Below are 13758 nucleotides of genomic sequence, written 5' to 3' on the forward strand. Positions count from 1 at the left end.
CCCCCGAATTTCTCCTACAGTAGCGAGTCCCCGGACCACACGGTCCGCGGGCGAGCCTGAGAGACCGACAAAAGACAACGAGGGAACCCTCCGATGAACATCAACAAGCGTGGCGATCACTTGTTCGCGGCCGGATTGTGGAAAGCGATCGGCGATGTCGCGAAATCCGTGCGCACCCAGATCGGCCAGTACAGCGAAGGGCGCGTGCTCGCGAATGCGCTGCTGGAATTCCAGCGCGACCTGGGCGGCAGCGAATTCGACGTGACGATCAACCAGGGGCGGCTCGTCACCGGTGCCGACGCGCATTCGCTCGTGTTCGGGCAAGCCGTTCGCCGCTTCCGGCAGGACATGGAAGCGCTGGTGTTCGCGCTCCAATACCGGCGCAGCATCGACGAACGCGACCAGGGCCTGCGTGCCGAAGCGCTGACGCAGGCGAACAGCCAGCTCGCGACCGCGAAGCAGTCGGCGACGATCACGGTCGGCCGGTTCTTCGATGCGGTCGTCGACCGCGACGTGCTCGGGCAGATTCTCGACGGCGAATCGAATGCGCGTGCGCGTACGGGCGCGCAGGGCCAGATCGAGACGACGCGGGTCAAGCTGGGGAACGTGCGCTACCGGATCGTCGGGATCATCGCGCAGATGTGACGGGGACGGCCAGCCCGCGAAGCGAAGCGGGCCGGCGTCGGGCGGAGGGCTGAGCGGCTGAGCGCTGCGCCCGACGCGGCATGCATCGCAGTGGATGCATGCGCGCTTGCCGATACAAGCGGTCGCGACGGGTGCAAACCGGCCGCGCCGCAAAGATAGCCGGCCGCGGTGCCGATAAAGGCGCCGCGCCGGCCACACCCGCTTACTGCGGGCCCATCTTCTTGATCAGCACGTCGAGCTCGGCCGCTTCGGCCTCGGTGAGGTCGACGAGCGGCGCGCGCACCGGGCCCGCGTCGTGGCCGACGAGCTTCGCGCCCGCCTTCACGATGCTGACCGCATAACCCGCGCGGCGATTGCGGATCTTCAGGTACGGCAGGAAGAAATCGTCGATCAGGCGGCCGACCGTTGCGTGGTCGTCCTTCGCGATCGCTTCGTAGAAATCCATCGCTGTCTTCGGGATGAAGTTGAACACGGCCGACGAGTACACCGGCACGCCGAGCGCCTTGTACGCGGCCGCATAGACTTCGGCCGTCGGCAGGCCGCCGAGGTACGCGAACCGGTCGCCGAGGCGGCGGCGGATCGTGACCATGCTCTCGATTTCGCCGACGCCGTCCTTGAAGCCGATCAGGTTCGGGCAACGGTCGGCGAGGCGCTCGAGCATGTCGGCGTTCAGCTTCGAATTCGCGCGGTTGTACACCACGACGCCGATCTTCAGCGCGCGGCACACCTGCTCGACGTGCTCGGCGATCCCTTCCTGGCTCGCTTCGGTCAGGTAGTGCGGCATCAGCAGCACGCCGCTCGCGCCGAGGCGCTCGGCTTCCTGCGCATATTCGATCGCGACGCGCGTCGCGCCGCCCGCGCCGGCGAGGATCGGCACCTTGCCCTTGCAGGTTTCCGTCGCGACGCGGATCACGTCCGAATACTCGCGCTGCGTGAGCGAGAAGAATTCACCGGTGCCGCCGGCCGCGAACAGCGCGCTGGCGCCATACGGCGCCAGCCATTCGAGGCGTTCGGCATACGTGGTCGGGCGGAAGCTGCCGTCGGTGTCGAAATCCGTCAGCGGAAACGACAGCAGGCCGTGGGAGATGATCTGTTTGAGTTCTTGCGGTGAAGTCATGGTTGGGGTCGTCCGTCTAGCGCGAGTGCTGGGTTCGTCGGGAACGGCATACGAGCCACATTGGCGATGTCGTTGTATGTCATCGTACAACGAGGGGAAAGGTGACGCAAGCGGTTTGCTGGCGGTTCGATAGTAGGGTCTTTCCGGATAAGGGTTTACGCAGCATCACCGGTTGAGGGCGAGTGTTGTATGATGACTAACAATATGGCCGATAGCCTCCAGGAATTCCGATGACTGCCTCCCCTCTCTACATCCGCGTGCACCCGGACGACAACGTCGCGATCGTCGTCAACGACGGCGGCCTGCCCGAAGGCGCGACGTTTGCCGACGGGCTGACGCTGCGCGAAGGCGTGCCGCAGGGGCACAAGGTCGCGCTTGCCGATCTCGCGGCCGGCGACCCGATCGTCCGCTACAACGTGGTGATCGGCTATGCGCTGGCCGACCTGCGGCGCGGCAGCTGGGTCAACGAGCGCACGATGCGCATGCCCGAGCCGCCGGGGCTCGACGACCTGCCGCTCGCGACGCGTGCCGCGCCGCCGCTCGCGCCGCTCGAAGGCTATACGTTCGAGGGTTTCCGCAATGCGGACGGCTCGGTCGGCACGCGCAACATCCTCGCGATCACGACGACCGTGCAGTGCGTGTCGGGCGTCGTCGAGCATGCGGTGAAGCGGATCAAGGCCGAGCTGCTGCCGCGCTACCCGAACGTCGACGACGTGGTCGGGCTCGAGCACACGTACGGCTGCGGCGTCGCGATCGATGCGCCCGACGCCGACATTCCGATCCGCACGTTGCGCAACATCAGCCTGAATCCGAACTTCGGCGGCGAGGTGATGACCGTGAGCCTCGGCTGCGAGAAGCTGCAGCCCGAGCGCCTGCTGCCGCCCGGCACGATTCCGGTGGCTGCCGACGGCGCGACCGACAACGGCGGCGTCGTGTGCCTGCAGGATGCCGCGCACGTCGGCTTCAACTCGATGATCGACTCGATCATGAAGATGGCCGAATCCCATCTCGAGCGGCTGAACCGCCGCCGCCGCGAGACGTGCCCCGCGTCGGACCTCGTCGTCGGCGTGCAGTGCGGCGGCAGCGACGCGTTCTCGGGGCTCACCGCGAACCCGGCCGTTGGCTTCGCGGCCGACCTGCTCGTGCGCGCGGGCGCGACGATCATGTTCTCCGAGGTGACGGAAGTGCGCGACGGCGTCGCGCAGCTCACGTCGCGCGCGGCGAACGAGGATATTGCGCGCGACATCATCCGCGAGATGGACTGGTACGACCGCTACCTGCAGCGCGGCCGCGTCGACCGCAGCGCGAACACGACACCCGGCAACAAGAAGGGCGGCCTGTCGAACATCGTCGAGAAGGCGATGGGCTCGATCGTGAAGTCGGGCAGCGCGCCGATCGCCGGCGTCGTGCGCCCCGGCGATCGCGCGCGGCAGAAGGGGCTGCTGTACGCGGCGACGCCCGCGAGCGACTTCATCTGCGGCACGCTGCAGCTCGCGGCGGGGATGAACCTGCACATTTTCACGACGGGTCGCGGCACGCCGTACGGTCTTGCGCAGGTGCCGGTGATCAAGGTCGCGACGCGCAGCGACCTCGCGCGCCGCTGGCACGACCTGATGGATCTCGACGCGGGGCAGATCGCGACGGGCGCGGCCACGATCGAGGACGTGGGCTGGGAACTGTTCCGGCTGATGCTCGACGTCGCGAGCGGCAAGCGCCGCACATGGGCCGAGCAATGGAAGCTCGCGAATGCGCTGACGCTGTTCAATCCGGCGCCGGTGACCTGATGCGCACGGCGGTGACGGCAGACGACGCGGGCGCCTTCGGGCGCCCGTTTTAATTGCGGCGGCGGGTTCGCGATTCGGCGCATGCGTGTCGTACGCACACGGTGCGAATTCCTTACCTGTCACGTAATCGACCGCCCGCGCGAGGCCGGCGACGATGGCTGCACGCGGACACGAATCGTTCGCGACATCGTCCCCTCATCGATACAAGGAGCCTCGCAATGAACACCGCCCAATCCGCACCGTCCGCCCAGTCCGCTCACGCCGACCTGATCGACCGCTACTTCGACGCATGGAACGAACCCGACGTCGTGCGCCGCCGCGCACTGATCGATGCGGCCTACGCGAGCGACGCGGCCTATCGCGATCCGCTGATGGCCGGCGACGGCCACGCGGGCATCGACACGATGATCGCGGCCGTGCAGGAGCGCTTCCCCGCATACCGCTTCCGCCGCACGACCGACGTCGACGCGTTCGGCCAGCACCTGCGGTTCTCGTGGGCGCTCGTGTCGCCCGACGGCGCGGCGATCGTGAAGGGCTCGGACTTCGGCACCGTCGACGCGTCGGGCCGCCTGAAGTCGGTCACCGGTTTCATCGACGAAATGCCGGCCGCGGCGTCGTGACGCGAGCGACGCATGCGCAGCCGCCGCCGGGATCGGGTAACGTTATGCGGTTCGTTCCTGATCCCGGAGACTAGCCGACATGCTGAAGAATCTCGACCCGCTGCTGCACGCCGACATCCTGCACGCGCTGCGCGCGATGGGCCACGGTGACGAAATCGCGATCTGCGACGCGAATTTTCCGGCGGAATCCGTCGCGGAGCACACGGTGGTCGGCCGCGCGCTGCGGATCGACGGCGCCGATTCGGCGCGCGTCGCGCGTGCGGTGCTGTCCGTGCTGCCGCTCGACACGTTCGTCGACACGCCCGCGTGGCGGATGGAAGTCGTCGGCGATGCGGCGGCGGTGCCGCCCGTGCAGCGCGAGGTGCAGGCCGAGATCGACCGAGCGGAAGGGCGCGCGGTGCCGCTCGCGGGCGTCGACCGTTTCGCGTTCTACGAGCGCGCGCAGCAGGCGTACGCGGTGATCGTCACCGGCGAGCTGCGCGGCTACGGCTGCTTCCTCTTCAAGAAAGGCGTGTTGTTGAGCGACGCGGGCTAAACGCCCCTTGTTGCGTCTTTTTCGTGCCGCCGCCATCGAGCCGCACGGCCGCCGCCGTGTAAAGATTTGCTACAACCTTTTTCTTGGACCCGGCCGAAAGACCCTCTATGCTGGCCCATTTGCCGCGGGCCCCGCAGGGTCGCGCGGCCCCGAGCTTCACGGGCGCGCCCCGTGCGGCCGGCCGAATTGCATACGAGGAGAGAGGCATGACGCGTTCCGTCGATTCCGGCGTCATTTTTTTCGCACGCCTGGCACTGGCGGCGTTGTTCTTGTGGGGCGGCGTGATGAAGCTGCTCGGCTACAGCGATTTCGTCGGTTACCTGCATGGGCTGAACGTGCCGTATCCGCAGGTCATCGGGCCGATCGTCGTCGCGATCGAGGGGCTCGGCGGCCTGCTGCTGATCGTCGGCTACAAGGTGAAGCCGCTCGCGCTGATGATGGCGTTCTATACGGTCGCGACCGCGATGGTCGGGCACAATTTCTGGGACGCGACGGACGCCGCGGTCCAGCACGACATGGTGATCCACTTCTGGAAGAACATCTCGATCGCCGGCGGTTTCCTGCTGCTGTTCGTCACCGGCGCCGGCGGCGCGAGCATCGACGGCCTGCGCCGGCCGAGTTCGTCGTACGGCGGCTTGCGCTGACCTCGCGCACGCCGTTGCGCTGAAGCAAAACAAAAGGGCCGAATCCCGCGGGATTCGGCCCTTTGTTCATGGAACGGTCGCGCGCCGCGTTCAGTGCGTGTCCTTCACGTCCTTCGCATCCTTCGAGAACTGCACGGCGATCGCGCCGAGCACGCAGATCGCCGCGACGTACACGACCGGCGCGAGCGGATTCGACTTCATCATCAGCGACACGATCACCGGCGTGAGGCCGCCGAAGATCGCATAGGCGACGTTGTACGAGAACGAGATGCCCGAGAAGCGCACGACGGCCGGGAAGCTCCTGACCATCACGAACGGCACCGCGCCGATCGTGCCGACCATGAAGCCCGCGATCCCGTAGTAGAGCGGCAGCGTCGACGCGTCGGCCGCGACCTGCACGAACAGCAGGTAGTAGCACGCGGCCAGCCCGAGGCCGCCGATGGCGAGCACGCGCTTCGCGCCGATCCAGCCCGCGAGCGAACCCGCGGTGATGCAGCCGGCCGTCAGGCACAGCGTCGCGACGCTGTTCGCGAACAGCGTGGTCGCGGGCGTCAGGTGGAACTGCTTCTGCAGCAGCGCGGGCGTCATCAGGATCACGACGACGATCGCCGCCGACAGCATCCACGTGAGCAGCATCGACACGATCACCGCGCGGCCGTGGTCGCGCAGCACAGCCTTCAGCGGAATCTCGGCCGCGAGCGCCTTCTTCGCCTTCATCTCGGCGAACACCGGCGTTTCATGCAGCCAGCGGCGCAGGTACACGGAGAACAGCCCAAACACGCCGCCGAGCAGGAACGGGATGCGCCATGCGAACGCCCCGACTTCGGCGGTCGAGTAACGGCTGTTGATGCCGGCGGCGACCAGCGAGCCGAGCAGGATGCCGGCCGTGAGGCCCGCGGTCAGCGTGCCGCACGCATAACCGATATGACGCGACGGCACATGCTCGGACACGAACACCCACGCGCCCGGCACTTCGCCGCCGACCGCCGCGCCCTGCAGCACGCGGAACAGCAGCAGCAACACCGGTGCGAGGATGCCGATCGTGTCGTAGGTCGGCAGCAGGCCCATCAGCAGCGTCGGCACGGACATCATCAGCACGCTCAGCGTGAACATCCGCTTGCGGCCGAACAGGTCGCCGAAGTGCGCCATGATCACGCCGCCGAGCGGGCGCGCGAGATAGCCGGCCGCGAAGATGCCGAACGTCTGCAACTGGCGCAGCCAGTCGGGAATGTCGTGCGGGAAGAAGAGCTGTCCTATCGCCGGGGCGAAGAACACGAAGATGATGAAGTCGTAGAACTCGAGGGCGCCGCCGAGTGCGGCAAGGCCAAGGGTCTTGTAGTCGCTGCGCGTGAGCGCGCGTTCGGCGGCGCGAGGCACGCCGCTCAATTCGGAAGCTTGCATGGTCAGGACGATCGGTTTTCGAATGTTGTTGTCGGTGCTGCGTCTCCAGGGCCCGCTATCGGCATGGACTGACAAGGCGCGGCTTGCGTCGTCGAAGCGTGCCGGGTGCCGGATAGGGCACGAGACACGCGCCGCCGCACCGGGATGGGGCGCGGCGCAGACGAAGCGTCAAAGCGGGTGAGGGGATTCTACAGGAGCGCGAAATGCGCGCGCGGGTGCGCGTCGAGGAACGTTTCGGACCGTGCAGCCGAAGTGCGCGCGGCGCGGGCGGCCGGTGAGCCGCTGACGCGCCGCGCGAGGCAGGGTCTCGCGGATCAGTTGCCGGCGATCGTATCGACCGGCTTGAACGCGCCGCGCTCGACCTTGTAGATCGTGACCGGCGCATCCTTCAGGTCGCCTTTCGTGTCGTACGCGATGCTGGGGGCCGACACGCCCTTGATCGACACCTTGCCGAGATACGGCGTGTACACCTTCGGGTCGGTCGAGTTCGCGTCCTTCATCGCGGTGAGCAGCGCGATCGTGCCGTCGTACGCGTACGGCGAATACGTGATCACGTCTTCGTTGAAGCGCGCCTTGTAGCGTGCCGCGTAGCCGGCGAAGCCCGGCATCTTTTCCTTCGGCAGCCCGCCCATGTAGACGATCGCGCCTTCGGCCGCTTCGCCGCCGACCTTCAGGAACGTCGGCGAGCGCGACATCTCGCCCGTCACGAACGCCGACTTCATCCCGAGCTGGCGCATCTTGCGGATCATCGGCGACGATTGCGCGTCGCCGCCGCCGTAGAAGACCGCATCCGGATTGACGCCCTTCAGGTTGGTCAGGATCGCGGAGAAATCGAGCGCCTTGTCGTTCGTGAAGTCGCGCTTGACGATCGTGCCGCCCGCCGCCTCGACGGCCTTCGCGAATTCGTCGGCGATGCCCTGGCCGTAGGCCGTGCGGTCGTCGATGATCGCGATGCGCTTGTAGCGCAGCGTCTTCACCGCGTACGTGCCCACGATGCGGCCCGCTTGCGCGTCGCTCGTCAGCAGCCGGTAGGTCGTCTTGTAGCCGCGCGCGGTGTACTGCGGCGACGTCGCCATCGAGATCTGCGGCAGCCCCGCGCGATCGTACAGGTCGGACGCCGGAATGCTGGTGCCCGAATTGAAGTGACCGATGACCCCGCGGACGTTGTCGTCGATCAGCCGCTGCGCGACGGTCGTACCCGTGCGCGGGTCGGCCTGGTCGTCCTGCGAGTCGAGCTGGAACGTGACGGGCTTGCCGCCGATCGTCGGACGCGTCGCGTTGAAGTCGGCGATCGCGAGCTGCACGCCCTTCTGCATGTCCGTGCCGTAGTTCGACTGCGGGCCGGTCAGCGGTGCGGCGAAACCGATCTTGACGACGTCGGCGGCGATGGCGTGCGCGCCCGACAGTGCGCAGGCAGCGGCCAGCGCGACGTGCGATACCTTCAGCTTCACTTTCACTTCCCCTTGATGGCGTGGTTGGGCCGCCGCCGGCCAGCGGGCCGGCGCCGGTAAACCGGGCGAGACGTTTCGGTCGGCAGGCGGATGCGAGGGCCGTACCTGCTCGCCGCGCGCTGCCCGGCTTGTGCCGGAATCGGCGTGCGCGACGGTTGCTTGAGCGGGCCGTGCGTGCCGATTGCTGCAGCGGCGCGAAGTCGTCTCGTGACCGTGAAGCGAAGTCTAGATAGCGAAAATGCGCGCGTCTTGCGCGTACGGTGCGTGGCCGGCGACGATATCGGCATATCGTCGATAACCCTGATATATGCCGAAATCGTCACCCGGAATGCACAATCGCGCCAAGACGCTGCACGCCCGCATTTTTAGGATGGTAGATTCGGGCGCGCGGTGCCGGTGCGCCAATGCGGCAGGTCGGCATCGGTGCATGTGTGACCGCATGCGGCGGTGCAAGCGGATTCGCAGCCGGCCGTGTACGCGCGGCACAGTGGTTGCGCGCGCAACGTGTGTCGCTTGCCGATGCTGGCCGATCGGCGACGCGATGCGACGGCTGTCGCCAGCTTGTCCGCCCTTGCAATCGTCACGACGCGATTGAAGCGGCGCTCCTATAATCGACGCCATCTGCCACTCGCTTCGCGGTTGCCGGGATGACGACCTTGCTTGCCGTACCGCCCATGAGCCTGCCCGATACGTTGCGCAACCAGCCCGACAACGCCGATCTCGGCGCGATGCTCGCGCACTTCCGCCTGCTCGAACCGGTGTTCGATGCGCTGCCGGACGTCGCGTTCTTCGTGAAGGATGCGAACGGCCGCTACGCGCTCGTCAACCGCACGCTGGCGATGCGCTGCGGCTACAAGGACAAGCGCGACCTGCTCGGCAAGACGGCCGACGAAGTGTTTCCGCGCCGCTTCGGCCGCAGCTATTTCGAGCAGGACATGGCGACGATCAACGCCGGCCAGCAACTGATGGACCAGCTCGAGCTGCACCTGTATCCGGGCCGCCAGCCGGGCTGGTGCCTGACCTGCAAGGAGCCGTTGCGCGATGCCGCGGGCAAGGTGGTCGGCCTCGCGGGCATCTCGCGAGACCTGAAGGCGCACGAGGGATCGCATCCGGCCTACAGCCGGCTCGCCGACGTGGTCCAGCACATCCAGGATCACTACGTGCAGCCGCTGAACCTGAAGCAGCTTGCGCAGATGGCCGGGATGTCGGTCGCGCAGCTCGAACGCTACTTCCACAAGGTGTTCCACCTGACGCCGCGCCAGGTACTGCTGAAGACGCGGCTCGATGCGGCTACCGCGCTGCTGATCACGCACGACAAGGTGACCGACGTTGCGGCGCTATGCGGCTATACGGATCACAGCGCGTTCACGCGCCAGTTCAAGGCGACGGTCGGCGTGACGCCGACGGAATACCGGCTGATGTTGCAGGAGCGGGCGGGGTGACGCGAGACGCCGGCCGGGCCGACGCGTCGCAGGGATCGGGGCAATACGGGGAAACGGGGAAAACGGCGGCTCAGCGGTAGCCGAGCCCTTTCAGGACGGCCGTGCCGTCGTCGGTCAGCCGGAAGCTCGGGGCCGTATCGGGGTCGAGCTTGACCATCTCCACGAGGCCGGCTTCCTGCAGCGCAGGCAGTTCGGGTTTGGCGTTCGCGCCGATCGGTGCATGCAGCAGCACGAGCAGCGTCGCGATTTCATGATGACTGAGCAGGCGGCGCAGCATCGTCTTCTTTGCAGGGGGCGCGGCCTGGCGGCCCGCGGGTGCTTCTACGGCGCTCATCGCTTTCCTCCTTTTCGAGATATCCATCGGGTACTGGTTGCGGATGGTGCCGTCGAAGACTTAAGCGATTCTTAAAACCGTGGCCGGTGACGGGATGCTGCGCTGCGGTACGGGTTACCGGATGTAACGTCATACGGAGCGCGGCGCCCGGCCGGGTCGCGTGCAGCCGCGCGGGCTGGTGCGGGGCCACACGATTCACCATGATGGTGCGCGTCGGATGCGGCCCTTTGCGTCGGCCGCTGGCCGCGATGCAATTCGGCCTCGAAAAGCGCGATTCGTATCCTTCCCTTATTTCCTGCGCTGCGCCTGTGCGGCGAGCCGGACGGCCGCGTTCGTCGCGCCATAGCCGTCATATCCGCCGCGCCGCTCGACGATCTCGAGCGAGAAGCGGTTGTCGACCAGTTCCGTATACGCGTGCAGGAATTCGCCGCCGTGCTCGTCGCGGTCGTACAGCAGGTGGTGCGCGCTCAGCGTGTCGATCAGTTCGTCCGGCAACGCGTAGCGCGCGGCGAGATCGTCGTAGTAGTTCGGCGGAATGCGCAGGAACGGCACGCCGTCGGCCGCGAACGCGGCGACCGTCTTCACGATGTCGTCCGTGCGGAACGCGACGTGGTTCAGCCCGGTGCCGTGGTAGCGGTCGAGCGATTCGGCGACGGCCGTGTGACGGTCGACCGACGCGTTCAGCGCGATCCGCACCGAGCCGTCGGCGCTGCGCACCGCGCGGCTGCGCATCAGGCCGTACGGATCGGGCACGAGCCAGCTACGCTCGGCCTCGAAGCCGAACGCCGTCTTGAAGAACAGGATCCACGTGTCGAGCGCGTCGGCCGGCAGCGCGAGGCACACATGGTCGATGCCCGTCAGCGGGCCGACTTCGCTCGGGCCGTCGATGTCGGTCAGCACGAAGTCCGATTCATACAGCGTCGGCGCGTTCGGCGCTTCGTCGACGAAATACTCGAGGCTGCCGTCCGGCGCCTGCACGCTCGGCAACACGCGCTCGTTCGGGCCGACGCGGCCGGAGAACGGCGCGTAGCCGAAGCCGGCTGCGCGCTCGAATGCCACTTTCGCGTCGTCGACGCGGAACGCCGACGCGCACAGCGACAGCCCGTGCTGCTGGAAGAACGCATCGGCGAACGAGTCGCGCTCCGCGTTCAGCACGATCGACGCGGCGCCGTGCTGGAACAGCGTCACGTCCTTCGAGCGATGCCGGCCGGCGAGCCGGAAGCGCATCCTGCCGAGCCATTCGCCGACGGTCGCCGCCGCCTGCGCGTCGACCGCGAATTCGATGAACTGGAACCCGACGTGCGCGGGCGGTGCCGGCGGCGCGAAGAGCGGCTGGCCGGCGGCCGGCGCACGGCCGTCCTGCGCGAGCCGCGTGCGCGTCAGTTCCTCCAGATAGAGCAGCGAGCGATGGCCGTCGGCGGCCGTGATCGCGGTCGGCGCCGCGCGGAAGCCGTCGTTGAAAATCTCGAGCGACAGCGGCCCCGTGTAGCCCGACTCGATCACGCGCGCGGTGAAGCGCGCAAGGTCGAAGTCGCCCTGGCCCGGGAACGAGCGGTAGTGGCGGCTCCATTCGAGCACGTCCATCGCGAGTTTCGGCGCATCGGCGATCTGCACGAAGGCGATCCGGTCGCCGGGAATCCCGGCGATCGCATCCGGTGAATCGTCGAGCGAAAGCGTGTGGAAGCTGTCGAGCGCGAGGCCGAGATGCGGGCTGTTCACCGCATCCACGAGTTTCCACGCATGGTCGTACCGGTTCACGACGCGGCCCCACGCGAGCGCTTCGTACGCGGCGACCACGCCGGCCTGCCGCGCGGCTTCGGCGAGCGCGCCGAGCTGGTCGACGAGCAGCCCGTCGTCCGCGATCGTGTCGGCCGACACGTTGCTGCAGACGAGGATGCGGTCGGTGCCGAGCGCGTGCATCACGTCGAACTTGCGCTTGATTCGATCGAGGTTGCGCGCGAGCTGTGCCGCACTCACGCCCTCGAAATCGCGAAACGGCTGGAACAGCACGATGTCGAGGCCGAGATCGGCGGCCATGCGCCGGACGTCGGCGGGCGATCCGTCGAAGTAGACGAGGTCGTTTTCGAAGATTTCGACGCCGTCGAAGCCTGCGGCCTGGATGGCGGCGAGCTTCTCGGCGAGCGTGCCGGACAGTGACACGGTGGCGATCGAGCGCTGCATGGGGCGATTCCTGCGGATGAGCGGGGCGTGGCGTCGGTCGAACCGGCCCTGAATGAACCAGTCGTTGAGTTCCGGGCACACGCCATATCCCGAATTTACTGGGTAAGTGAGACGAATTATACAAACTAACTAGGTGGTACAAATTAGCGAAAACCCGAAAAGACATCGAGCTTGCGCAAGCGCACACTAGCGCCAAATCTTGACGTCAGGGGGCGGAGTCGGCTAACGATTCGCCCCCGTTTCTGGAGCAAAATCACATGAGCAAGCACAAGGTGCTGGTGCTGAACGGCCCGAACCTGAATCTGCTGGGGACGCGCGAGCCCCACATCTACGGCGCGGAAACGCTCGCCGACGTCGAGCAGCGCTGCCGCGCGGCGGCCGACGGGCTCGGGCTGGAAATCGACTTCCGCCAGTCGAACGCCGAGCACGAACTGATCGACTGGCTGCATGCCGCGCGTCACGACACGCACGGCATCGTGATCAACCCGGCCGCCTATACGCATACGTCGGTGGCGCTGGCCGATGCGCTTTCCGCGATCGCGAAGCCGGTGATCGAAGTGCATATCTCGAACGTGCATCGCCGCGAGGCGTTCCGCCACCATTCCTATGTGTCGGCGGTCGCCGAAGCCGTGATCTGCGGCTGCGGCACCGAAGGCTACGTGTTCGCGCTGCAGCGTCTGTCGACGCTGTTTGCGCAGGGAGCCGCGCGATGAGCCGCCCGTCGTTTCTGATCGGCCTGATCGGCCAGGGTATCGGCGGTTCGCTGTCGCCCGCGATGCACGAGGAAGAGGGATTCCGCCAGGGCTTCGGCTACGTCTACCGGCGCATCGATCTCGACGCGCTCGGCGTGACCGTCGACGCGCTGCCGCAACTGCTCGATGCCGCGCAGCGGATGGGCTACAACGGCCTCAACATCACGCACCCGTGCAAGCAGCGCGTGATCGAGCACCTCGACGCGCTGTCGGACGACGCCCGCGCGCTCGGCGCGGTGAACACCGTGCTGTTCAACGACGGCAAGCGGATCGGCCACAACACCGACTGGTCGGGCTTCGCGAAATCATTCCGCCGCGGGCTGCCCGGCGCGTCGCTCGAGCGCGTCGTTCAACTCGGCGCCGGCGGCGCGGGCGCGGCCGTGGCCCACGCGGCGCTGCAGATGGGCGCGGCAGAACTGACGATTTTCGACGTCGACGGCACGCGTGCCGCCGCGCTCGCGGCCGAGCTGCAGCAGCGTTTCTCTGCGGCACGGGTCGTGCAGGGCGACGATCTCGCGGCCGCGATGCGTGCCGCGACGGGCCTGATCCACGCGACGCCGACCGGCATGACCAAGCACCCCGGCCTGCCGCTGCCGGCCGAACTGCTCCATGCGGGCATGTGGGTGGCCGACATCGTGTATTTCCCGCTCGAAACCGAACTGATCCGTGCCGCGCGTGCGGCCGGCTGCGCCACGCTGCCGGGCGGCGGGATGGCCGTCTACCAGGCTGTCGACGCGTTCGAGATCTTCACCGGACGTACGCCCGACGCCGAGCGGATGTTCGATCACTTTCAGTCGCTCGTCGCGCGCTGACCCCCTTGTAGACCTTGTAGATACAGAAAGAGAGACCAGG

General features: G+C 67.2%; 13 protein-coding genes. 8 read left to right on the forward strand and 5 right to left on the reverse strand.

The window, feature by feature from the left end; genetic code table 11:
- Positions 1-93 precede the first annotated feature (93 nt).
- Positions 94-645, forward strand: a complete 552-nt coding sequence (locus tag JYG32_RS29605) for a hypothetical protein (protein WP_174382673.1) — start codon at positions 94-96, stop codon at positions 643-645.
- A gap of 202 nt (positions 646-847) precedes the next feature.
- On the opposite strand, the gene kdgD is transcribed toward JYG32_RS29605, so the two are convergent.
- The gene (gene kdgD / locus JYG32_RS29610; protein WP_174382672.1) at positions 848-1762 is read right to left on the reverse strand and encodes a 5-dehydro-4-deoxyglucarate dehydratase; all 915 of its coding nucleotides are present in this window, start codon (positions 1760-1762) and stop codon (positions 848-850) included.
- Positions 1763-1992: 230 nt separating this feature from the next.
- Between kdgD and garD the strand changes: the two genes are divergently transcribed.
- The 4 genes from garD to JYG32_RS29630 all read left to right on the forward strand — a co-directional run bounded on the left by garD (position 1993) and on the right by JYG32_RS29630 (position 5345).
- Complete coding sequence (gene garD / locus JYG32_RS29615) at positions 1993-3546, forward strand: galactarate dehydratase (RefSeq protein WP_213265968.1); 1554 nt, start codon at positions 1993-1995, stop codon at positions 3544-3546.
- A gap of 218 nt (positions 3547-3764) precedes the next feature.
- Positions 3765-4166, forward strand: a complete 402-nt coding sequence (locus JYG32_RS29620) for a nuclear transport factor 2 family protein (protein ID WP_213265969.1) — start codon at positions 3765-3767, stop codon at positions 4164-4166.
- Between the two features lie 79 nt (positions 4167-4245).
- Positions 4246-4701 (forward strand): RbsD/FucU family protein, encoded by a 456-nt coding sequence (locus JYG32_RS29625; protein ID WP_174382669.1) that lies wholly within the window; start codon positions 4246-4248, stop codon positions 4699-4701.
- A 206-nt stretch (positions 4702-4907) separates the two neighbouring features.
- Positions 4908-5345 carry a DoxX family protein gene (locus tag JYG32_RS29630; protein WP_174382668.1) on the forward strand — a complete coding sequence of 146 codons (438 nt, stop codon included), beginning with the start codon at positions 4908-4910 and terminating at the stop codon, positions 5343-5345.
- A gap of 90 nt (positions 5346-5435) precedes the next feature.
- On the opposite strand, the gene JYG32_RS29635 is transcribed toward JYG32_RS29630, so the two are convergent.
- Entirely contained in the window at positions 5436-6746 is a 1311-nt protein-coding gene (locus tag JYG32_RS29635; protein ID WP_174382667.1) for an MFS transporter, read from the reverse strand.
- Between the two features lie 314 nt (positions 6747-7060).
- Positions 7061-8197: a branched-chain amino acid ABC transporter substrate-binding protein gene (locus JYG32_RS29640; RefSeq protein ID WP_174382666.1), complete on the reverse strand. Its 1137-nt coding sequence runs from the start codon at positions 8195-8197 to the stop codon at positions 7061-7063.
- Between the two features lie 647 nt (positions 8198-8844).
- Here JYG32_RS29640 and JYG32_RS29645 point away from each other — a divergent pair.
- Positions 8845-9639 (forward strand): AraC family transcriptional regulator, encoded by a 795-nt coding sequence (locus tag JYG32_RS29645; protein WP_174382665.1) that lies wholly within the window; start codon positions 8845-8847, stop codon positions 9637-9639.
- A 70-nt stretch (positions 9640-9709) separates the two neighbouring features.
- Here the strand turns inward: JYG32_RS29645 and JYG32_RS29650 are convergent, their stop codons facing one another.
- Complete coding sequence (locus JYG32_RS29650; protein ID WP_174382664.1) at positions 9710-9973, reverse strand: hypothetical protein; 264 nt, start codon at positions 9971-9973, stop codon at positions 9710-9712.
- 288 nt (positions 9974-10261) lie between these two features.
- Entirely contained in the window at positions 10262-12154 is a 1893-nt protein-coding gene (locus JYG32_RS29655) for a bifunctional sugar phosphate isomerase/epimerase/4-hydroxyphenylpyruvate dioxygenase family protein (protein WP_213265970.1), read from the reverse strand.
- A gap of 257 nt (positions 12155-12411) precedes the next feature.
- Between JYG32_RS29655 and aroQ the strand changes: the two genes are divergently transcribed.
- Both aroQ and JYG32_RS29665 read left to right on the forward strand, forming a co-directional pair.
- A complete protein-coding gene (gene aroQ / locus JYG32_RS29660) occupies positions 12412-12867 on the forward strand; it encodes a type II 3-dehydroquinate dehydratase (RefSeq protein ID WP_174382662.1) in 456 nt (151 codons plus the stop codon).
- Entirely contained in the window at positions 12864-13718 is an 855-nt protein-coding gene (locus JYG32_RS29665) for a shikimate dehydrogenase (RefSeq protein ID WP_213265971.1), read from the forward strand. The genes aroQ and JYG32_RS29665 overlap by 4 nt, the downstream gene beginning before the upstream one ends.
- Positions 13719-13758: the final 40 nt, after the last annotated feature.

Source organism: Burkholderia pyrrocinia, from assembly GCF_018417535.1.
GTDB lineage: Bacteria > Pseudomonadota > Gammaproteobacteria > Burkholderiales > Burkholderiaceae > Burkholderia > Burkholderia pyrrocinia_E.